Origin of the sequence: Thiorhodovibrio litoralis (assembly GCF_033954455.1) — a bacterium.
Lineage (GTDB): Bacteria > Pseudomonadota > Gammaproteobacteria > Chromatiales > Chromatiaceae > Thiorhodovibrio > Thiorhodovibrio litoralis.
Genome location: NZ_CP121473.1, coordinates 2,134,104 through 2,153,639, shown reverse-complemented (window position 1 = coordinate 2,153,639; position 19,536 = coordinate 2,134,104). Strand labels below are relative to the sequence as shown.

The window sequence follows — 19,536 nt, the reverse complement described above, 5'->3', positions numbered from 1 at the left end:
TAGACTCGATATTCATCGACGCATCAGGGATCAAAGGGCAGTTTGTTGCGGAGATAAACCGTTGTCGAAAAAGACTGAAAGAAGCGCCGCTGAAAATCTGTACTCAGCGATGTAGCATCAAATGGATTCCCGGCGGTATCAATATCTGGGAAAGTAATTTTCATGGGCTCATCTACGGCATTGCTCAGTTCGGGAGCTGTATTTGCTGCCAACATATAGAATTTCACAGCATTGATTTCACGCCAATCAGCCACTTGATCAGCTTCAACATAGCTACCTATTGACGGCTCTCGGGTTGACATGCCCTCAGCATTAACATTGTCACCGTAATACATCGCAAGATTGAAAACTCCGGAGATAAGCTGTTCGCTATTCCTTAACCCTTCTTTAATATACAAAGCTGGCAGGTTTTCCGAGTTGTTTCGGATATAATATATCCTAGTATCAAGTGAGTAGATTGATGCAGGTGCCGATGTGATTAATGCTTTTCGCGCGTTACCAGTTGGAGCTGGGCAAGGATTGGTCTCAGGAGAATATAAGACGCCGAGATCGACATTATTATTTACTCCATTGCGGTAATCATAATTACCAGGCTCCCAAAAGTCTTCATTAGAAGGCGATAGGGCTTCAAACTTTATTTCATGAACTCCATCACAGGGGGTATTTCTATTAACATCTGAAATTTGAAAAATTGTTGCATTTTCGCAAGTACTGACGACTTCTATCTGGCCTATACATAGGGAAATAGCAGCAGAATTGGAGGTAGCGCGAAAAAAAACGCAATCGTCATCATCGTCATATTCATCGTCATCGCCTTCAATTCCTAGCACATAAAGAGAGCCATCAGTATTCCCAACAACTGATGGAGAGGCTTGTCCTATAACCGGAACCCCTCGACCATTGATCCCCCGAATTGTCACCATATCTTGGCCAGTTTCTGCTTCTGATACGGAGAGCCCAGAGAGAATCGTTGAAATTGGAAGATTCGTGGGATGTGAGGAGGATGCCGCAAAGGAAGTTCCTTCCCCTTCAAAGCCTTCAACAGCAGGTCGATCATTCAGATTGTACAGCCACAAATACCCAACATCTTCGGAACTGGTTGGTGTTAGCGGCGTCGGTTCTGGATCGCTTACTAGGGCTAAGGTGTTATAGAGACGCAATGGCCTGGCCTCAAAATCATGCATCAACGGATTTTGCGTTGCTGCGGTGTTTTGCAACATCAAGGATCGCTGGCAACCAAGCGAACCTGCCATCCGCAGCTGTTGAGCTAATAGCTCTGTTGCAAAACGACCGTTTTCTTGCACTTCTGAGAGCGCTTCATTAGAGCGATAACTTTGCTTTGTGCCAAGCAAGAGCGCAATGATCCCACCGGTCAGAAAAAGACCGATGGTCATGCCGACTAAAAGCTCGACCATTGTCACTCCACGAGCAGAGCGTAACCTGACATTGGTTTTCATAAAACACCGATTATTCATTGTGTCTATTTTAAAAACTGGTTGTTCGGCATCATAAAGTGCGTTCTACAAACCAGAGGTTTAGTAGTGTATTTGTGTCGTATAAACCTGCCGCTGATCTTCCGCAACATCTGCAATGATTTGGCCATCATCATCGACTAATCGAGCGCGACTTTCATCCCAGAAGATGCTAATGTCGGCTGTGTTGTCACTATTGACTGTTATTTCTGCACGCGGCAAATCGCCAGCGCTGTTCCCAGGTAGCAAACACGCGATACGGTTAGCCAGTTCGTCAAGGTCATCTGCGGCGGCGTCACCCGTATCAGGACGGGGATAGATTTGAGCGCATGTGGCTGACAATGTTTCGTTGTAACTGCTTGCATTCGCCGCATTCGCTCGAATCGCATCCCCGATTTCAAATCCGAGGTTTACTGCTTGACTGCGAATGTTTGCGGAATATGCTAACTTTTGGGAAGTTGCTTGAAGTCCGGCGAGACCAAGCAAGCCTACTGATAAGACGATTGCTGCTACGAGTGCTTCGATCAGGGTAAAGCCACGCTGCCTTGTAATCTCACTACGGATTATAGATGAGTACCCGCATGGAAAATTGGCCGGAGCCTTTTTTAACTTGAAAATCAGTTTTTTCATTTAATACTTACCAAACTGGCCGTGAATTTGTGTTTTCCAGCGTACATTTTGCCAGGCGTTTCAATCTGGATCATACGAGCGCACGCGACCAGTATTTTCAATTTCTACGACCTTTTGTTCTGAATCGACCGTTACATTGAATACTTTTGGACCGCTAAAGTTACCATTGAGACGCCCTGTTGGCACATAGGTTAAATAGCTTGGATAGTCGCTGCTGGTTATCTCTGCGCCATCGATATTGAACGATCCGACTCGTAAGACATCTTGATTAGGATTTGCAATTATTCCATCTGAAGGGCTTTGGTCTATGAATACAATCCATCCAGTAGCCCAAGTACCTCCCGCACAACTGGGCGAATCGGCGTTAGGATTAGCAGTGTTACAAAGCGATACGTTTAACCCACGAGAGACCGCCTCTGACCGCGCCAACATCAATGCCCGCACCATCTCATTTGTCACCGAGGCAATGCGATTTGTGCGCATCATGCTTTGAAAACTCGGCACCGCCACGCTCATAAGGATCGCGGCGATAGAGATGGTCACCAGCAATTCGAGCAGCGTTGTGCCGCGCTGTAAAGACGGGAAAGATCGGTGTAAAAGCTTGTTCATGAGCAGTTGCCGGTTTCGGTGCGAATCCGACCAGTAATATTGATGATGATGGAACGCTCATCCGGCGGCATGCAGATCCAGATTGAGGTATTGCTCAGGTTGCCATTTCCTTTCGGGGTACCTGTTGGACTGTAAGTCACGTATTTCGCGTAATTGTTGCTGGTGATGGATAGATCGGTATCTTTCATGGCTAACTGACCGACGCGAATTAAGTCGGCTGGATCAGCGAGCTTTGCATCCCGGTCAGGATCTTCGAAGATTAGCCAGCCATCGTCCCAAGCGGCGTTTTCGTCGCAGGCGGGAGTGGGCGCGCCGGGGTTGTCGGATTTGCAAATACTGACGCTCACGCCGCGGTTGACGGCTTCTGATCTGGCTAAATGCAATGCTCGCACCATTTCGTTAGTTACCGATGCGATCCGGTTGGTTCGGATCAGGTTTTGGAAACTTGGAACCGCGATACTCATCAGGATGACTGCGATCGACAAGGTCACTAACAATTCCAGCAGGGTCGTGCCGCGCTGGCATGTACGCGCAAGGATGACTGGTAAGTGTCGTTTCATTGGGTGGTTTCCTCTCGATTGGGCCAAGGTCGAGTTTTTTCCCAATTCGCCTCTGCCAGCGCCGGCGCTTTCTGTCATCAGGCTGCCATCAGGCTGCCATCCGGTGGTCTTCCGGCGGCGCTGGCGCTTAAGGCTTCTTCCTGCCTTTGAGCTTAGCAAATCGCGGGGCGCTGTAGAGGGTATTCGGGACTGGCGGGGGTGGTTGGGCGATTAGGCGGGGGCTGTGGCGACTAGGGGTAGGATTTTCCGGCTGGGCGGTTGGCGGTTGGTTTGGGTTTCAAGCGCGCTAGGCTTGGTTCGAGACCTCCTCAGGTTCGCCGTAGGTTTCAATCCCTAGACGCTTGGCGACATCCATGGCGCGGCTGTCGATCATCGGGGAGATGACGATCAGCCGGTTTGCCTGACGGTCATGGCGCCGCTCGTAGAATCGAGCCTTGCGCTCAAAACTGTACATGCCGGCTTTGTCGATTGAGGATTTGAGTTCGCACATAATCAGCAGGCCGTTGCGGATGATGACGTCGAGTTCAATCTGGTCGGGGCGACCGAAGACCTCGCCATCGTCGTCGTATTCGCAGACATTGAGCACCTCGACGCCGAAGGTCTTTTCGAGAATTCCGGCGAGCGCATCACGAAAGGCTTTTTCTTAGCGCAGCCCCCAGCGCGCGCCCAGGGCGCCGATGCTGCGGTCAATGCGTTTGCCCAGCGCCAGGCTTTCTTGATGCAGGGCTTTGAGTTCTGCCTGATTGGCATCCCACTTGCGGTTTTGTTCTTCCCACTTGCGGTTTTGTTCTTCCCATTTGCGGTTTTGTTCTTCCCACTTGCTGCTTTGCTCCAAGCGCAGGGCAGCCAGTTCGGCTTGGTTGGCGTCCCACTTGCGGTTTTGTTCTTCCCACTTGCGGTCGGCCTCCAGGCGTTCGCGCTCCAGGCGCTCGTCATTTTTGCGCCACAGTGCATCCTGGCGCTCGCGCTCGCGGCGCATTTCCTCCAGCGTCTGATGGAACCAGTCGCTGGTTTCCGCGCGTGGGCTGTAGCGATGATTGGTCAGCGCGAGAATGGCCTTGCGAAAAGCCGGGTCGGATTCGAGCCACACGGGCAGTTCGCGCTTGACGGTTTCCTTGAGTGATTCGAGCGTGCTCATTCGGGGACTCCAGAACGATATGAGAAATTTTTTCTGCCTTGAGTTTAGATCTGTTTCGGCGGCTGTGCCGGCTGAAAAATCTCCCAGATCCATAAAATCATGCCGCTTTCTTCCGTCTCGGCGCTACTCTTGCCCCCCAAAGAATTCTTCTCTTAAATGTGCAATCTGGTGCATGCGCTGATGCAAAATGGTTGCGATACCAACATCGCCGCTCGACAGCCTCTTCCAGTAAGCGAAGTGTCGCTCATGGCGAAAGAAAAATCCGTCGACCCCAAAGTCCGCAGGGACTGGCTTGGAATTTACTCCATGTGCATCAATGCTCTCGAATGCCTCGAACAGCCCGTGGAGGTAGCGATTCGCCTGCGCCTCGCCCCATTTGTCTCGCGTGTAGCGATAGATCTCATCCAATCGCCAGGATGCCGCCTCTTGGATGCGCACGGTGGGCATCGGTCAGGTGCCTTTCAGGTCACGGCGGGTGTTGCGCGCGATCACATCCGCTGCTGACAAGTGCCTATAGGCCATTTCAGGCGCGGAGAATGCGTGGACTAGCTCGGTCTTAAGCCGCTCGAATGCCGCTTTCTCCTTGCGCTCCATGTCGCGTCGGATCAGGTCACGCATATACTCGCTAACATTCTCGTAGGCGCCATCATCGCTAACGTTCGCCGCGACGAACTCACTGAGCGTCGCGTTAAGGCGCACCGTCATCGTTGTGGTTTGGGTCATACTCGCAACCTCACGTAAGATTCCCGTATTCAATATAAAAGATAAAAAATACGGGCGCAAACCCAACAAAAGTTTGCGTGAGAGAAAAGCGGAGCCGCTTTCGCTGAATCCTTACCCTCGAAACAAGCAAGAAACCCCCGTCTCCTCTCGGCTAGGAGAATGCGGCGGAATACGACGTGACGCGTGAGGACATTCAGGCGGCATTGGCCTTTGCCGGTGGGCGGCTGCAAGAAGAATCTTTTTTTGATGTGCGGGTCCATAGGGCGAGAATCGGCTCAATTTTTTTCGTGTTTATTGTCTTGTCGCGAATGACGAGCTGCTATGTCGCTTCGAACTGGTCATTTGCCATGGCTTCGTTCAGGGCCTGGTTGATCAGTGTCTGATACCCGCGCTCACCCGCCTTGGCCTTGAAGTAGGCGATGACCGAGGCGTCAAGCATGATGGTGACGCGCTGCTTACCAAGGCGCTCCTGCACCGCTGCGGCGAACTCCTCGCGGGCCGCATCTTTGAGGCCGACGCGCAACCTGGGCTTAGAGGTAGGAGAAGAATTCTTCGATTTCATCGGACTCTGCCTTGCGCATGGAGATGATGTGGATGGTGTCCTTCGTTTCCGTGTGAGTGATGACGACAGCGTTTGTGCCGAGCAAGCCCGTCGTATTGAAGCGCTGCTCGTCGTAATCGACCCGCGCGTCCTCATGGGTTCAGGTCGGGCCAGCAAAAACCTGCTCGGCGTCGGCGAAATCAAGGCCGTGCTTGTTTCGGTTGATTCGCTGCTTGGCAGTGGTCCATGTGAATTCCATGGTTTTTGCTATGCATATACTGGGGTCGGGTCGGGTAAGGTTTGGCTTCGAGCGCGGGACGCTGGTGCGTGCGGATCAGTGATCCCGGCGTTGTTTGTTTAACCAGGGTTCCTCGGGATCGAGTTGGGGCAGGTAACCCTTGAGCCACTCGCGGGCCTCGCGTTGCATGTCTTCATAGGTGTAAGCCATGTTGCCTTCTCCAAGTATGTGGTAGGACATCTGGTTGCGCAGGTGCGTGCCCACTTCGCTGCGCGGGCGATATTGTGCCAGTGCGGTGCGCCGATGTGTTTCATTGGTGGCGAACAGGCCCCAGGGAGCGTTGCGCGGGTGGACTGCCAGGTCGTTGAGTACGACCAGGCGCACGTCCCGGGTGCCGCTGATCAGTCGATAGATTCCGGGCTTTTCGGTGCTTTGACAACTCCCGACTGGCAGTTACTCGATGATGAGCACGTCCAAACGTTGGCTGCGCAGCGCTAGTTCTTCTTCGGTGCTGACGTGATAGGGCAGTCCGATGAGGACATCGGCCAGGGCTTTGCCAAGCAGTTCGTGCCAAAGAATGCGTGTGTCGCGACTCATGGGGCGAGTGTAGCGGATTGGCCGCTTATGGGTGGAAGGAGTTGATATGGCCAACATGATCGAGGGCGGGCGCAGTCCCTTCCTATCACTTGCCCAGCATGTCGCCTATGCGGCTGCTCCTGAGGTACCTGACCAGTTACCACAGTGGGGGGATGGCCGCCAGCGGCGCCGCGATATTGAAAACCGCGTTTTTGTCCTGACTTTGTTCCGGACTTGATTCAGCACGCGGCGGGTTTATGATTTCATCAATCAGCTGCGGCTGGCGAGCGCCGGTTTGGAATACGGGTCTGGAATACGTGAGCCGCCCAAGGCAAGCCAAGACAACATCCGACAGCTTTGAGGACGCTTCACTTCATGCCCGATCAATCAGCCCCCACCGCAAAACAAGAGCAGATCGCCGTTATCGGCAGCGGCATTGCCGGACTGGCCAGTGCCTGGCTGCTTGCCGGTCGCCATCAGGTGACGCTGATCGAGCGCAACGACTACGTCGGCGGGCATACGCACACCATTGTGGTGGATGACGACGGCCGCCCACTGCCGGTCGATACCGGCTTTATCGTTTACAACGAGGCGAATTATCCGCTACTGGTGCGTTTGTTTGAGCGCCTCGGCGTGGCCACGCGCGAGGGCGACATGTCCTTTGCTGCCTCGATTAGGTCATCGATCGAGTCCGGCACCGGATCGGGCCTAGGAGCGGGAGCTGAATCAGACAGCGGCCTGGACAGCGGCAGCGGAGAGATTGAATACTCGGGCGACAGTCTGAAGACACTGTTCGCACAGCCGCGCAATCTTTTGAGCCCGTGCTTCATCGGCATGCTGGCCGATATCGTGCGCTTTAACCGCCGCTGCCGCCGGTGCCTGGAGCGCGGTGGATTCGACGAGCTCAGCGTGGGTGAGTTTCTCAAGCGCGAACGGCTTGGTCCGGTCTTTCGTGATCACTACCTGCTGCCCATGGCCGCTGCTATCTGGTCCTGCCCGACACGCACCATGATGGACTTTCCCATTGAGAGTCTGGCGCGCTTTTTCAAAAATCACGGACTGATCAATATTCTGCAACGGCCGCTCTGGCGCACGGTGACCGGCGGCAGTCATGCGTATGTGGAGAAAATCATCGCCGACATCGGCCGCGAGAACGTCCTGCACGACCCGGCGGTGCGAGTGCGGCGTCTCACGACGGACAAGCCCGGCGGCGCGTCCGGCGACAGCGCGGGCGCAATGGATGGCGATGGTGACCAGGGCGTCGAGGTGACACTGGCCTCTGGCACCGCGCGTCGCTTCGACCAGGTCGTATTCGCTTGCCATGCCGACGAGGCGCTGGCGATGATCCAGCAACCAAGCGCCGATGAGACCCGGCTCCTGGGCTGCTTCCGCTACCAGGCCAATCAGACCTGGCTGCACACCGATACCCGGCTGATGCCGCGGCGGCGCGCGGTCTGGTCGTCGTGGAACTACCTCGCCACCCGCGCGCAGGATGGGCAAGCCGCGGTATCCGTCACCTATTGGATGAATCGGCTGCAAGGGCTTGAGACCAGCACGGATTATCTGGTCTCGCTCAACCCGCCGGAACCGCCCCGCCCAGAGACGCGCATCGCCGAGATGGTCTATCACCACCCCGTCTTCGATCAGCGCGCCATGGATGCCCAGCAGGAACTGCACAAACTGCAAGGTCAGGGTGGTCTGTGGTTCTGTGGCAGTTACTTCGGCTACGGCTTCCACGAGGACGCGTTGCGCGCCGCTGTCGACATGGCCGGGCGCATGGGTATTGATACCGCTTGGCTGACAGACTCATCGGCCAGCGGGCAGCCAAGCAGCGCAGCCGAGCGCAGGTAGTACAAGAGCATTTTGGACAAGCACAGTTAGGACTTGGGATCACAGATCCATGCCAACCCCCAGCAAGCAGCACTCACCCCGGCAGGGCGCCGATCCCCAGGACAGCAATCCACACCGGATTTATTTCACCCGGGTGATGCACAGGCGCCTGTTTCCGGTCAATTACAAGTTCATCTACAAGGTCTTCAGCCTGCTGATCGACATCGACGCGCTCGAGCAACTGCCGCGCGGCCCGCGCATCGGACGCTTTCAGCTGGTGCGCTTCAATCCCGCCGACCACGGCCCCAGCGACGGCTCGCCATTGCGCCCCTGGGCCGAGCAGGTCTTGCGGGCGCGCGGCATTGAGCTCGACGGCGGGCGCATCCGGCTGCTGTGCTTTCCGCGCGTGCTCGGCTACGGATTCAATCCGCTCAGTGTCTGGTATTGCGAGCACCGCGACGGCAGCCTGCGCGCAGCCATCGCTGAAGTCAGCAACACCTTCGGCGAGAAGCATTTCTATCTGCTCGCCGAGGAGGGCAAGCCGATCACCTGGCCGCTGCGAGCGCGCGCGGAGAAATGCTTTCACGTCTCGCCGCTCATGGACATGGGCGGCGATTATCGCTTCCGCCTGTCCGAGCCCGACGACGACCTGTCGGTTATGATTCGGCAATTCCACAGCGACGGACGGCTAAAGTTGGTCGCCAGCCAGGGCGGCACCGGCGAGCCGCTGACCGAGCGAAGTCTTCGGCGTGCCTTGAAGCGCATGCCGCTGATGACCATCAAGGTCATTGCCGCCATTCACTGGCAGGCGCTTAAAATCTGGCTGCGCGGAGCACCCATGTGTCCAACACCACCTGCCCCTGAACACGAGGTTACTTGATGGCAAGCGAGAAATCCGCCGAGGCGGCTCTTCCCTGGCGCAAGGGTCTGACATTCCGGCCCTTCAGCGGTCTCATCGACCACCTGCTCAAGCGGCAGTTTCACGCCGGACAGCTCAAGCTCTTCATCGGCGAGCGTCTGCACCGAATTGAGGGGCAAGCCCCCGGCCCTCAGGCCGAGATGCATTTGCACCGGCCGCTGTCCTTCGCCAAGCGCATCGCCGCGCGCGGCCATTTAGGCTTGGGCGAAGCCTATATGGCAGGCGACTGGGACAGCCCGGACCTGACTAGCCTGATTCATCTGCTCGCAGTCAACGAGCAGTCCTTGGCTAGCATCGAGTATGGCAGCTGGCTCGGGCGCCTCGGCGCGCTGCTGCATCATCGCCGCCATGCCAACACCCGCAGCGGCAGCCGACGCAACATCGCCCATCACTACGATCTGGGCAACGCCTTCTACCGTCTATGGCTCGACCCGAGCATGACCTACTCCGCCGGGCTGTTCGGTGAACAGGTCGATGGAGAGATCGATGGACATGTCGATCAACGGGTCGAGGAGCACAACGATGCGTCTGCCGAGACGACGAACATCGGCCTGGAGCAGGCGCAGAGGCAAAAGTACCAGTCCTTGCTCGAGATGCTCGACGCCGAGCCCGGCGCACACCTGCTGGAAATCGGCTGCGGCTGGGGTGGCTTCGCGCGCGAGGCCGTCGCCGCCGGCCATCGCATCAGCGGCATCACCCTGTCCTCCGAGCAACTCGCCTGGGCACGTGAGACCCTGACCGCCCCGAGCGCCACCGGACAGGTCGACCTGCACCTGCGCGACTACCGCGACCTCGACGGCCAGTTCGACCACATTGTATCCATCGAGATGTTCGAGGCCGTCGGCGAGCGCTACTGGCCGGTCTACATGGACAAGCTGCGACAGCTGCTGCGCCCCGGCGGACGCGCCGCGCTGCAGGTCATCACCATGGACGAACGCATCTTCGACGGCTATCGCTCAAGCCCGGATTTCATCCAGAAATACATCTTTCCTGGTGGCATGCTGCCGACGCCGGAGCGCTTCGATGCGGCTGCCACGCAGGCGGGCTTCACCATCGGCGCACGGCGCTGGTTCGGACAGGACTATGCCCGCACCCTGGCCATCTGGCACCAACGCTTCATGGAGCAACTCGACCAGGTGCGCGCACTCGGCTACGACGATACCTTCATTCGTATGTGGCGCTATTACCTGTCCTACTGTGAAGCAGGTTTTCGCGATGGCCGCATCGACGTGATGCAGGTGGTGCTCGAGAGCCCGTCGGCCAGCTGAGTCGTGCCATGCACTCACCGCCCGCGATCAACCGACTGCCCTACCCGCCCGAGCGCTACGATGCCGAGCTCAACCTGCGCATCCCGGCGACTCTGTGGCTCATCATGGCGCTGCTGCTGCGCCACGGGCTGCTGTTGATCATTACCTTCATGCCCACCACCGGCAAGGAGATCACCGTCCTGCGCGAGCTGATCCTTCCTAAGTATCTGCTCGCCGACGCCATCGCCCTGCCCGTCTTCATCAGCGCCATCCGCCGCCACGCCAGCAAAAGACCGGCCTGGATGCCCGCCGTCTGGCGCCGCGCCCGCGCGCTGCTCAGCCTGTCTATTCTTCTTTATATCGGCCTGCTTGCCAGCAGCCTGTTCGCTGCATCTGGCCCACTCGAGCAGCGCCTGACCCAACCCGTCCTCATCTCAGCCCTGCTCAATTTTGCCGGGCTCACTTACCTCTGGCGATCGCGCCTGCTCCCCGACCTATGCCGCGACTGGCCCGACACCAAATAGCCCGCGGCTGTCGCGGCTCGATTCGACAGGGCTCTTTGTTCCTGATCACTTCCTGTTAGAATCCCATGGCTCCAGGGCAATTCGCGCCTCTCGCAGCACTCTGGCGCACAACCCCAGGGGCGCTGAACACCCGGGCTCTGAAAGGGAGCATTGGTGCGAAAACTTGTCCGCGCGTAAGATTGTTCGCGCGCAAGACGCAAGATAAGAATCCAAACCAACACCCACACGCTCAAACTGAGGGAGGTCTGACCGATATGGCTCAACTTTTTTCCGCCGACTGGATGAATCAGCTCAAAGATGCCTGGAATGCCGATCCTGAGGTCAGCCAGAAGCTGGCTGACATCAACTTCAGCTCCACGATTAGCTGCGGCTTTAAGGATGAGGAGAATCCGCGCGGTGTCTTCGTGGTTGAAAATGGCATCTGCACCAGCGCCGGGGACTGGAATGGCGAGAAGCCGGACTGGGACATGCGTGCCGATATGAAAGATTGGCTCAAGTGGGTCGAGAAAGGCATCGGCATGATGGGCCTCGGCACCGCCTACGCCACCGGTAAGCTCAAGTTCAAGGTGGGCGACTATACCGCAATGATCAAAGACCCACGCATGGCCGGGCCTTTTGTGAAGAGCTTTGGCCTGATGCAGCAAGTCGGCGCCGACGAGCTCAGCTAGGCACGGCCAGCACGCCACGCGCGTGCTCCCACGCCGACCTCGCGCTCCATCCGGAGGGGCGAGGTCGGCGTTTTTTTGCGGCACCCCGTCTGAATTTGCCGCACCTGGTCTAAAAGACAATTCAGTTGCCCTCGCGTGCGCTTGAGCCGCCCCAAACCGCTTGGTGCAAGCGCTGGATCAACGCCAGATCGACGCAGATGCCAGCGAGTTCCTCGACGCCTAGCGAGTCAACAGCCACGCCCCCAGCGATCCGCCCCAGCGCATTCGGCTCCCCGAGTTCATCGACCACCAGCGCTGCGGCGCCGAAGTCCTGCTCCCGCGTGTAATGGCTCAGCGTCACGACCAGGCTTTTTAGGCCCGCCGCTAAGGCCGACGCCGCACCGTTGTCTGAATCCTCGATCACGGCGCAATCTTCAGGTTTAAGCCCGAGTTGTTCGAGCGCCAGCGTGAAAATATCCGGCGCCGGCTTCTTGCGTGGCACCACATCACCGGCGGCGATGACCTCGAACCAGTCGCGCAGGCATGGCTCGCCCGCGTTGTCGAGCAACGCGGTCACATTCTCTGGCGTGGTAGTGGTGGCGATGGCGAGACGCACGCCGGCGGCGCGCGCTTCGCGCAGCAGGCGCAGCACGCCGCTTCGCAGCGGGACACCGCCCTGTGCCAGCAGGGCCACATAATGGCGCGTCTTGGCCTGGTGCAAACCGGCAATGAAATCGCCCAGCACCTGCCCCTCTGGCGGCGAGAATCCCGGACAATGCAAATCGATATAACGGGCGATGCGCTCCTTGCCGCCGGCGACCTGCAGCAACTCGCCATAGAGCGACTCCGACCACTGCCAGTCCAAGCCAACCTCAGCAAAGGCGGCGTTGAACGCCACCCGGTGGCCGTCTCGTTCCGTATCCGCCAGGGTTCCATCCACATCGAAAATCAGCGCCCGCGGTTGCTTCACCTCACACCTCCGCACATGTCTGTGCTATCCGAACAACATGAGAATCCGGTCCGCGACCGAAAACCGATTCTGGCTCACGATCCAGATCACTATTAGAGTATCGTGTCGCAGCGCCGGCTGACGCTCGGGCGATGCTGTCAAACTGCACCATCGTATGGCCGCGCGATAGATTTTCGCCCGTCAATGATTGCCGAGACCATCATCATCTGGTAGAAAAGCGGGTTTGCTGGCGCGAGCGCACTGGGCCCGCGACGGCAGAGACCAGGCATCATGTGTAACAAAATATGCACGGATCGCACTAAGCACTAAGGTTAGAGATCCATTGTTTCGGGAGAAACGCAATGGTTGACGCACAAAAAGAAGGCGCCAAAGCCTTCGGCTTCGAGCCCTATCAGGCCGGCAGCGACGAAGAGTACATGAACCAGGACCAGGAGGCGCATTTTCGCGATATCCTGCTCGCTTGGAAACGCAGCCTGATGGAAGAGGTCGATCGCACCGTCCATCACATGCAGGATGAGGCGACCAATTTTCCAGACCCCAACGACCGCGCCACGCAAGAGTCAGAGTTCAGCCTGGAGCTGCGCACGCGTGATCGCGAGCGCAAGCTGATCAAAAAAATCGACGAGGCATTCGAGCGGCTCGACGACCACGACTATGGCTACTGTGAGGCCTGCGGCGTGGAGATCGGCATCCGCCGGTTAGAGGCGCGACCCACCGCCACTCTGTGCATCGACTGCAAGACGCTCGACGAGATTCGCGAGAAGCAACGCGGCTGACACCATCCCGTTGCATTGGCCGACCCGGCTGCTTATCGCGGACGCTTCGCACCCTCACCCACGGGCCCGTTGCACTTTGGCTCCTTGGTTGCGGCACTGGGCAGCTTTCTCGACGCACGCGCAGCCGGCGGCGAATGGCTGGTGCGCATGGAAGACCTCGATCGCACCCGCGAGGTCCCCGGGGCTGCGGCATCGATTCTGCGCACGCTTGAGCGGCTTGGCCTGCACTGGGACGGATCGGTCGACTACCAGCACCAGCGCCTGCCACTTTATCGCGATGCCCTGGCTGACCTGACGCAGCGCGGCCTGGCCTATTCTTGCAGTTGTTCGCGCAAAATGATCGCCGCCACGGCCCGCGTTGGTTCGGATGGCCCGATCTATCCCGGCACCTGCCGCGACGGACTCAAGCCTGGCGCCAAGGCGCGAACCCAAAGATTCCGCGTTCCGCCGGGCGAAGTCTCAATCATCGACCGCATCCGCGGGCGGGTCTCGCTGGATGTGAACGCAGCGCTTGGTGACTTCGTGCTCCATCGCGCTGACGGCATCCCGGCCTATCAGCTCGCAGTAGTGGTGGACGATGCCGCGCAGGGCGTCAATCACGTCGTCCGCGGGGCCGATCTGCTGCTCTGCACGCTGCGCCAGCGCCTACTGCAGCAGGCGCTCGACCTGCCCGCCATTGAATACGCCCACTTACCTTTGGCACTTGACAGCCAGGGACGCAAGCTGTCGAAATCAGCATCGGACACGCCGCTCGAGACCGCCGATCCGCTGGCCAGCCTGAGCCCCGCATGGGCCTTTCTCGGGCAGACACAATTGCCTGGCGAAATTGATCAGCTTGAAGATTTCTGGGCCTTCGCCATCAGGCACTGGTCGCCCGAGCGCGTGCCAACAGGATCGGCGCCGGCTTCATCGGCGCGTCACGAAGAACATGTAAAGTGAGCCCAACTGAGTTTTCGGTTTTGATCTTACTCAACTCGCACCGTGCCTGGGTCGCGCATGCACCGCGGCCACGCCTTCGCTTCACGACTCGCAGGAGAACATCATGACGGCATCCCCGCAGATCACTAGCGACCGCATCACGCCAGCACCGCACACCAAGCCAACCACGGCGGCGCCATCAAGCGAGCAGCTCACCGCCATGGACGCCTACTGGCGCGCCTGCTGCTACCTCGCCGCCGGGATGATCTACCTGCGCGACAACCCGCTTCTGCGCGAGCCGCTGAACGAGGATCACATCAAGCAGCGTCTGCTCGGCCACTGGGGTGCGAGCCCCGGCCTGGCGTTCGTCTATGTGCACATGAACCGCCTCATCCGCGAGCACCAGCAGTCAGCCATTTTCCTTGCCGGCCCGGGCCATGGCGCTCCGGGCTTGCTCGCGCCTGTGTATCTGGAAGGGACTTACTCGGAAATCTATCCGAACAAGAGCGAAGACGAGGAAGGGCTGCGGTCCTTCTTCAAACAGTTCTCCTTCCCCGGCGGCATCGGCTCGCACTGCACGCCCGAGACGCCCGGATCGATTCACGAGGGTGGTGAGCTGGGCTATTCCATCTCCCATGCCTTTGGCGCCGCTTTCGACAACCCGGACCTGCTAGTCACCGTGGTGGTCGGTGACGGCGAGGCCGAGACCGGCCCGCTGGCCACATCCTGGCATTCGAGTAAGTTCCTCAATCCCATCCGCGACGGAGCGGTGCTGCCGGTGCTGCATCTGAACGGTTATAAGATCAACAACCCTACCCTGCTCTCGCGTATCCCGCATGAGGAACTGGCCGCACTGATGCGCGGCTATGGCTGGGAGCCGCATTTCGTCGAGGGCGATGACCCCATGACCATGCACCAGGCCATGGCCGCCACGCTCGATGAATGTCACGCCAAGATTCGCTCCATTCAGCAGCAGGCGCGCGATGGCGGTCCCTTGCTCAATCAGACGAAGCGCGCCATTTGGCCGATGATCATACTGCGCTCGCCCAAGGGCTGGACTGGGCCGAAAGAGGTCGACGGCCACAAGGTGGAAGGCTTCTGGCGCGCCCATCAGGTGCCCCTGTCCGGCATGCACGGCAATCCGGAGCACCTGGCGCAATTGGAAGCCTGGCTGCGCAGCTACAAGCCCGAGGAGTTGTTCGATGAGGAAGGCAAGCTCATCCCCGAGCTAAAAGCACTGGCCCCGACCGGCACCCTGCGCATGAGCGCCACGCCCCATGCCAACGGCGGCCTGCTGCGCCGCAGCCTGCGCATGCCGGACTTCCAGAACTATGGCCTGGATGTGCCCAAACCTGGGGTGCAGCGCGCCGGCAACACCTATCCGCTTGGGGTCTTCCTGCGCGACATCATGGCCGAGAACATGACCAATTTCCGCGTCTTCGGACCGGATGAGAATACCTCCAACAAGCTCCAAGCCATCTATGAGGTCAGCAAGAAGCTGTGGCTGGAGGACTACCTGCCCGAGGATGACGACGGCGGCGAGCTGTCCCCCGATGGCCGGGTGATGGAAATGCTCTCCGAGCACACACTCGAAGGCTGGCTGGAGGGCTATCTGCTGACAGGCCGCCATGGGTTCTTCTCAACCTACGAGGCCTTTGTGCATGTGATCGACTCCATGTTCAATCAGCATGCCAAATGGCTGTCCATCACCCAGGACATTCCCTGGCGCGCGCCCATTTCCTCGCTCAATCTGTTGATCACCTCCACCGTCTGGCGTCAGGACCACAATGGCTTTACCCATCAGGACCCGGGCTTTCTCGATGTGGTGGTCAACAAGGACCCGGATGTAATTCGCATCTATCTGCCCCCGGATGTGAACACCCTGCTGTCCACCGCCAATCACTGCCTGAAAAGCCGTGACTATGTAAACGTTATTGTCTCCGACAAGCAGCAGCACCTGCAGTTTCTCGACATGGACGCGGCGATTCGCCACTGCACCAAGGGCCTGGGGATTTGGGACTGGGCCAGCAATGACGAGGGCGCGGAACCCGATCTGGTCATGGTCGGCTGCGGCGACATCCCCACCAAGGAAGCACTGGCCGCCACTGCGCTGCTGCGGGAAAACTTCCCGGAGTTGAAAACCCGCTTCATCAATGTGGTGGACCTGCTGCGCCTGCTGCCCGAGCGCGAGCATCCGCATGGCCTGTCGGATCGCGACTTCGATGGGCTCTTCACCAAGGACCGCCATGTGATCTTCAACTTCCACGGCTATCCCTGGCTGATCCATCGCCTGACCTATGCCCGCACCAATCACCATAATTTTCATGTGCGCGGCTACAAGGAAAAGGGCAATATCAACACCCCGATGGAACTCGCCATCAACAACGAGATCGACCGCTTCACGCTCGCCATCGATGCCATCAACCGCCTGCCAGAATTGCAGGTGAAAGGTGCCCATGTGCGCGAGCGGTTGCGCGACAAGCAGATCGAGTGCCGCAATCACGCACACAAGTACGGCATCGATACGCCCGAGATCGACAACTGGACCTGGCCGTTTTGAGCTCAGCTTCTTTGATCTGGGCTTCTTTGATCTGAGCTTGCGCGTCAGGCCCCGGCTGCGAATGCGCGTTGGATATCGGGCAACACCGATCTCCACGCGCATTTTTTTACGGCACCATCACACAGGCTGCATCCCATGAGTCTCAAAGCATCCGTTCGAACCACCGCCGAGGGTCAGGAACCCATCCGCACGGGTTTATCCAAGGACACCTTGGTTCAAGCCTTCCGCGACAATCTGTTTTATGTGCAGGGGCGCTTCCGCGAGGTTGCCACGCCCTATGATCTGTTCCTGGCCGCGGCTTATACGGTTCGCGACCGCATGCTCGAACGCTGGCTCAAATCGGCCCGCACATATAAGGAAAAGAACTCACGCACCGTCGCCTATCTGTCAGCCGAATTCCTTATCGGCCCACAGCTTGCGCTCAATATGGTCAAACTCGGTATTACCGAGGCCGCGCGCGAGGCGGGCGAGGAGTTGGACCTTGACCTCGACGCCCTGCTCGAGACCGAAGAGGAACCAGGCCTGGGCAATGGGGGGCTGGGGCGTCTCGCGGCCTGTTTCATGGATTCCATGGCCACCTTGCAGATTCCGGCCATCGGCTATGGCATCCGTTATGAGTTCGGCATTTTTGATCAGCTGATCATCGACGGCTGGCAGGTCGAAAAGGGTGACACCTGGCTGCGCAACGGCAACCCCTGGGAAATCCACCGCCCCAAGATCTGCTTCCCCGTCGGCTTCGGCGGCCATACCGAGCAGCATACTGATCCTTCCGGCATCACCCGCACGCGCTGGATACCAGAGCTGATGGTCAACGGCGTTGCCTTTGACACCCCCATCCCTGGCTATGGTGTCAATAACGTCAACCTGCTGCGGCTGTGGAAATGCGAAGCACCTGAGTCCTTCGACTTCCAGGCCTTTAACACTGGCAATTACTATGGCGCGGTGCACGAGAAAATCGGCGCCGAGACCATCTCCAAGGTGCTCTACCCGAACGACGACCCGGAAGTCGGCAAGGAGCTTCGGCTGAAGCAGCAGTTCTTTTTTGTCTCCTGCTCCCTGCGCGACATGATTCGCCTGGAGCTCGGCTACGCCGACACGCTCGAGAACTTTCACAAAAAGTTTGCCATCCAGCTCAACGACACCCATCCGTCCCTGGCGGTTGCAGAGCTGATGCGCCTGCTCATCGACGAGCATCTGATGGACTGGAAACAGGCCTGGGAGATCACCCGCCACGCCTGCCATTTCACCAATCACACCTTGCTGCCTGAGGCACTCGAGACCTGGCCGATCGATCTGTTCGAGCGACTGCTACCGCGGCACATGGAGATCATTTACCAGATCAACCAGGATTTTCTCGATCAGGTGCGGCTGAAGTTCTTTGAGGACGACGAGCGCGTGCGGCGCATGTCGCTGATCGACGAGAACAACGGCCGTCGCGTGCGCATGGCCCACCTGGCCGCTGTCGGGAGTTGCGCCATCAACGGCGTCGCCGAGCTGCACAGCGAACTGCTCAAAAGCACCGTGATGCGGGACTTCTATGAGATGCACCCGGCACGCTTCCATAACATCACCAACGGTGTTACCCCGCGGCGCTTCATGGTGCTGAGCAATCCGCGCCTGAGCAACCTGATCACCGAGATCTGCGGCGATAATCGTTGGGTTCGCAATCTCGAGTGCCTGAGCGCGCTCGAGCCACACGCCGAGGACAGTGCGATTCAAACCCGCTGGCGCGATGTCAAAACAGCCAACAAAACGGACCTCTCCAACTGGCTGGGGCAGGAAACCGGCGTGGCGCCCAACCCAAACAGCCTGTTCGACATCCAGGCCAAGCGCATTCATGAATATAAGCGCCAGCATTTGAATCTGCTGCACATCCTGCTGCTCTATGAGCAGATCAAAAACGAGGGCGGTACCGATGTCGTGCCGCGCACCTTTATTTTCGGCGGCAAAGCGGCACCCGGTTATTTCATGGCCAAGCTGATCATCAAGCTGATCAATGCGGTCGGCGATGTCATCAACAATGACCCGGCAGTGAATGGCACCCTGCGGGTGATCTTCATGCCCGACTTCAACGTCAAGCGCGGGCAACGGCTTTACCCGGCGGCGGACCTTTCCGAGCAGATCTCCCTGGCCGGCAAGGAGGCCTCGGGCACTGGCAACATGAAATTCTCGATGAACGGCGCCCTCACCATTGGCACCCTTGATGGCGCCAATGTCGAGATCCGCGAGCAGGTGGGAGAGGAGAATTTCTTCTTGTTCGGCATGACGGCGGAGCAAGTCCAGCAACGTCAGGCCGCAGGCTATGACCCCTATGAAATCTACAGCACCGACGCGCAGATCAAATCGCTGGTCGATCTGATCGGATCAGGCCTGTTCTCGCATGGCGATGCCACACTCTTCCGACCACTGGTGGACAACCTGATCTACAACGATCCCTTCATGGTGCTGGCAGACTTCCGCGCCTATGTCGATTGCCAGCGGCAAGTCGCCGACGCCTATCGCGAGCAGGAACGCTGGACGCGCATGTCGATTTTGAATGTCGCGCGCATCGGCAAGTTTTCATCAGACCGCGCCATTCAGGAGTACGCCGAGCGCATCTGGCAAGTTGAGCCCGAGCCGATCAGCCTCTAGCGGCTTTTCCGTGTGAATCACACGGAC

At 58.3% G+C, this 19,536-nt stretch carries 21 protein-coding genes and 1 pseudogene; 10 read left to right on the top strand and 12 right to left on the bottom strand.

The annotated features are described in order from the left end of the window. Positions 1-23: 23 nt before the first annotated feature. The 11 genes and pseudogenes from Thiosp_RS09490 to Thiosp_RS09440 form a co-directional block, all read right to left on the bottom strand. Positions 24-1,415: a PilW family protein gene (locus Thiosp_RS09490; RefSeq protein ID WP_201067808.1), complete on the bottom strand. Its 1,392-nt coding sequence runs from the start codon at positions 1,413-1,415 to the stop codon at positions 24-26. A 120-nt stretch (positions 1,416-1,535) separates the two neighbouring features. Then, positions 1,536-2,102, bottom strand: coding sequence for a type IV pilus modification protein PilV (gene pilV, locus Thiosp_RS09485; protein WP_201067809.1), 567 nt, complete (start codon positions 2,100-2,102; stop codon positions 1,536-1,538). A gap of 60 nt (positions 2,103-2,162) precedes the next feature. Next, on the bottom strand, positions 2,163-2,711 hold the full coding sequence (locus Thiosp_RS09480) for a GspH/FimT family pseudopilin (RefSeq protein WP_201068068.1): 549 nt from the start codon (positions 2,709-2,711) through the stop codon (positions 2,163-2,165). Next, positions 2,708-3,271: a GspH/FimT family pseudopilin gene (locus tag Thiosp_RS09475; RefSeq protein ID WP_207188096.1), complete on the bottom strand. Its 564-nt coding sequence runs from the start codon at positions 3,269-3,271 to the stop codon at positions 2,708-2,710. The genes Thiosp_RS09480 and Thiosp_RS09475 overlap by 4 nt, the downstream gene beginning before the upstream one ends. Positions 3,272-3,557: 286 nt before the next feature. Then, positions 3,558-4,409, bottom strand: a pseudogene (locus Thiosp_RS09470) (PD-(D/E)XK nuclease family protein). 123 nt (positions 4,410-4,532) lie between these two features. Beyond that, positions 4,533-4,817, bottom strand: a complete 285-nt coding sequence (locus Thiosp_RS09465; RefSeq protein ID WP_323697007.1) for a type II toxin-antitoxin system RelE/ParE family toxin — start codon at positions 4,815-4,817, stop codon at positions 4,533-4,535. Between the two features lie 42 nt (positions 4,818-4,859). Next, positions 4,860-5,132: a ribbon-helix-helix domain-containing protein gene (locus Thiosp_RS09460; protein WP_201067812.1), complete on the bottom strand. Its 273-nt coding sequence runs from the start codon at positions 5,130-5,132 to the stop codon at positions 4,860-4,862. A 319-nt stretch (positions 5,133-5,451) separates the two neighbouring features. Then, positions 5,452-5,694 carry a BrnA antitoxin family protein gene (locus Thiosp_RS09455; protein WP_242518702.1) on the bottom strand — a complete coding sequence of 81 codons (243 nt, stop codon included), beginning with the start codon at positions 5,692-5,694 and terminating at the stop codon, positions 5,452-5,454. After that, the gene (locus Thiosp_RS09450) at positions 5,663-5,779 is read right to left on the bottom strand and encodes a BrnT family toxin (protein ID WP_242518703.1); all 117 of its coding nucleotides are present in this window, start codon (positions 5,777-5,779) and stop codon (positions 5,663-5,665) included. The genes Thiosp_RS09455 and Thiosp_RS09450 overlap by 32 nt, the downstream gene beginning before the upstream one ends. 228 nt (positions 5,780-6,007) lie before the next feature. Continuing rightward, the gene (locus Thiosp_RS09445) at positions 6,008-6,295 is read right to left on the bottom strand and encodes a hypothetical protein (protein ID WP_201067814.1); all 288 of its coding nucleotides are present in this window, start codon (positions 6,293-6,295) and stop codon (positions 6,008-6,010) included. A gap of 69 nt (positions 6,296-6,364) precedes the next feature. Further along, the gene (locus Thiosp_RS09440; protein WP_201067815.1) at positions 6,365-6,508 is read right to left on the bottom strand and encodes a hypothetical protein; all 144 of its coding nucleotides are present in this window, start codon (positions 6,506-6,508) and stop codon (positions 6,365-6,367) included. Between the two features lie 46 nt (positions 6,509-6,554). On the opposite strand from Thiosp_RS09440, the gene Thiosp_RS09435 reads away from it, so the two are divergent. The 6 genes from Thiosp_RS09435 (at position 6,555) to Thiosp_RS09410 (ending at position 11,675) form a co-directional block, all read left to right on the top strand. Then, positions 6,555-6,725 carry a hypothetical protein gene (locus Thiosp_RS09435; protein WP_201067816.1) on the top strand — a complete coding sequence of 57 codons (171 nt, stop codon included), beginning with the start codon at positions 6,555-6,557 and terminating at the stop codon, positions 6,723-6,725. A gap of 137 nt (positions 6,726-6,862) precedes the next feature. Next, positions 6,863-8,338, top strand: coding sequence for an NAD(P)/FAD-dependent oxidoreductase (locus Thiosp_RS09430; protein ID WP_201067817.1), 1,476 nt, complete (start codon positions 6,863-6,865; stop codon positions 8,336-8,338). A gap of 49 nt (positions 8,339-8,387) precedes the next feature. Then, positions 8,388-9,197 carry a DUF1365 domain-containing protein gene (locus Thiosp_RS09425; protein WP_201067818.1) on the top strand — a complete coding sequence of 270 codons (810 nt, stop codon included), beginning with the start codon at positions 8,388-8,390 and terminating at the stop codon, positions 9,195-9,197. Next, complete coding sequence (locus tag Thiosp_RS09420; protein WP_201067819.1) at positions 9,197-10,504, top strand: SAM-dependent methyltransferase; 1,308 nt, start codon at positions 9,197-9,199, stop codon at positions 10,502-10,504. The genes Thiosp_RS09425 and Thiosp_RS09420 overlap by 1 nt, the downstream gene beginning before the upstream one ends. A gap of 8 nt (positions 10,505-10,512) precedes the next feature. Continuing rightward, positions 10,513-11,007 (top strand): DUF2919 family protein, encoded by a 495-nt coding sequence (locus tag Thiosp_RS09415; protein ID WP_201067820.1) that lies wholly within the window; start codon positions 10,513-10,515, stop codon positions 11,005-11,007. Positions 11,008-11,261: 254 nt separating this feature from the next. Further along, a complete protein-coding gene (locus Thiosp_RS09410; RefSeq protein WP_201067821.1) occupies positions 11,262-11,675 on the top strand; it encodes an SCP2 sterol-binding domain-containing protein in 414 nt (137 codons plus the stop codon). 121 nt (positions 11,676-11,796) lie between these two features. On the opposite strand, the gene Thiosp_RS09405 is transcribed toward Thiosp_RS09410, so the two are convergent. Beyond that, complete coding sequence (locus Thiosp_RS09405) at positions 11,797-12,624, bottom strand: HAD-IA family hydrolase (protein WP_201067822.1); 828 nt, start codon at positions 12,622-12,624, stop codon at positions 11,797-11,799. 341 nt (positions 12,625-12,965) lie between these two features. On the opposite strand from Thiosp_RS09405, the gene dksA reads away from it, so the two are divergent. The 4 genes from dksA to Thiosp_RS09385 all read left to right on the top strand — a co-directional run bounded on the left by dksA (position 12,966) and on the right by Thiosp_RS09385 (position 19,509). Further along, positions 12,966-13,400 (top strand): RNA polymerase-binding protein DksA, encoded by a 435-nt coding sequence (dksA, locus tag Thiosp_RS09400; protein WP_201067823.1) that lies wholly within the window; start codon positions 12,966-12,968, stop codon positions 13,398-13,400. 15 nt (positions 13,401-13,415) lie between these two features. Next, a complete protein-coding gene (gene gluQRS, locus Thiosp_RS09395; protein ID WP_201067824.1) occupies positions 13,416-14,339 on the top strand; it encodes a tRNA glutamyl-Q(34) synthetase GluQRS in 924 nt (307 codons plus the stop codon). A gap of 103 nt (positions 14,340-14,442) precedes the next feature. Then, positions 14,443-16,878 (top strand): phosphoketolase family protein, encoded by a 2,436-nt coding sequence (locus tag Thiosp_RS09390; RefSeq protein WP_207188090.1) that lies wholly within the window; start codon positions 14,443-14,445, stop codon positions 16,876-16,878. A 135-nt stretch (positions 16,879-17,013) separates the two neighbouring features. Continuing rightward, positions 17,014-19,509 carry a glycogen/starch/alpha-glucan phosphorylase gene (locus Thiosp_RS09385; RefSeq protein WP_201067825.1) on the top strand — a complete coding sequence of 832 codons (2,496 nt, stop codon included), beginning with the start codon at positions 17,014-17,016 and terminating at the stop codon, positions 19,507-19,509. Positions 19,510-19,536: the final 27 nt, after the last annotated feature.

Bases quoted from the DNA above. Each gene is read 5' to 3' on its own strand.
- Thiosp_RS09480 (WP_201068068.1), bottom strand. From the start codon at position 2,711: ATGAACAAGCTTTTACACCGATCTTTCCCGTCTTTACAGCGCGGCACA.
- Thiosp_RS09455 (WP_242518702.1), bottom strand. From the start codon at position 5,694: ATGAAATCGAAGAATTCTTCTCCTACCTCTAAGCCCAGGTTGCGCGTC.
- Thiosp_RS09440 (WP_201067815.1), bottom strand. From the start codon at position 6,508: ATGAGTCGCGACACACGCATTCTTTGGCACGAACTGCTTGGCAAAGCC.
- Thiosp_RS09425 (WP_201067818.1), top strand. From the start codon at position 8,388: ATGCCAACCCCCAGCAAGCAGCACTCACCCCGGCAGGGCGCCGATCCC.
- Thiosp_RS09475 (WP_207188096.1), bottom strand. From the start codon at position 3,271: ATGAAACGACACTTACCAGTCATCCTTGCGCGTACATGCCAGCGCGGC.
- Thiosp_RS09385 (WP_201067825.1), top strand. From the start codon at position 17,014: ATGAGTCTCAAAGCATCCGTTCGAACCACCGCCGAGGGTCAGGAACCC.
- Thiosp_RS09410 (WP_201067821.1), top strand. From the start codon at position 11,262: ATGGCTCAACTTTTTTCCGCCGACTGGATGAATCAGCTCAAAGATGCC.
- Thiosp_RS09420 (WP_201067819.1), top strand. From the start codon at position 9,197: ATGGCAAGCGAGAAATCCGCCGAGGCGGCTCTTCCCTGGCGCAAGGGT.
- Thiosp_RS09430 (WP_201067817.1), top strand. From the start codon at position 6,863: ATGCCCGATCAATCAGCCCCCACCGCAAAACAAGAGCAGATCGCCGTT.
- Thiosp_RS09490 (WP_201067808.1), bottom strand. From the start codon at position 1,415: ATGGTCGAGCTTTTAGTCGGCATGACCATCGGTCTTTTTCTGACCGGT.
- Thiosp_RS09460 (WP_201067812.1), bottom strand. From the start codon at position 5,132: ATGACCCAAACCACAACGATGACGGTGCGCCTTAACGCGACGCTCAGT.
- Thiosp_RS09390 (WP_207188090.1), top strand. From the start codon at position 14,443: ATGACGGCATCCCCGCAGATCACTAGCGACCGCATCACGCCAGCACCG.
- dksA (WP_201067823.1), top strand. From the start codon at position 12,966: ATGGTTGACGCACAAAAAGAAGGCGCCAAAGCCTTCGGCTTCGAGCCC.
- pilV (WP_201067809.1), bottom strand. From the start codon at position 2,102: ATGAAAAAACTGATTTTCAAGTTAAAAAAGGCTCCGGCCAATTTTCCA.
- Thiosp_RS09415 (WP_201067820.1), top strand. From the start codon at position 10,513: ATGCACTCACCGCCCGCGATCAACCGACTGCCCTACCCGCCCGAGCGC.
- Thiosp_RS09435 (WP_201067816.1), top strand. From the start codon at position 6,555: ATGGCCAACATGATCGAGGGCGGGCGCAGTCCCTTCCTATCACTTGCC.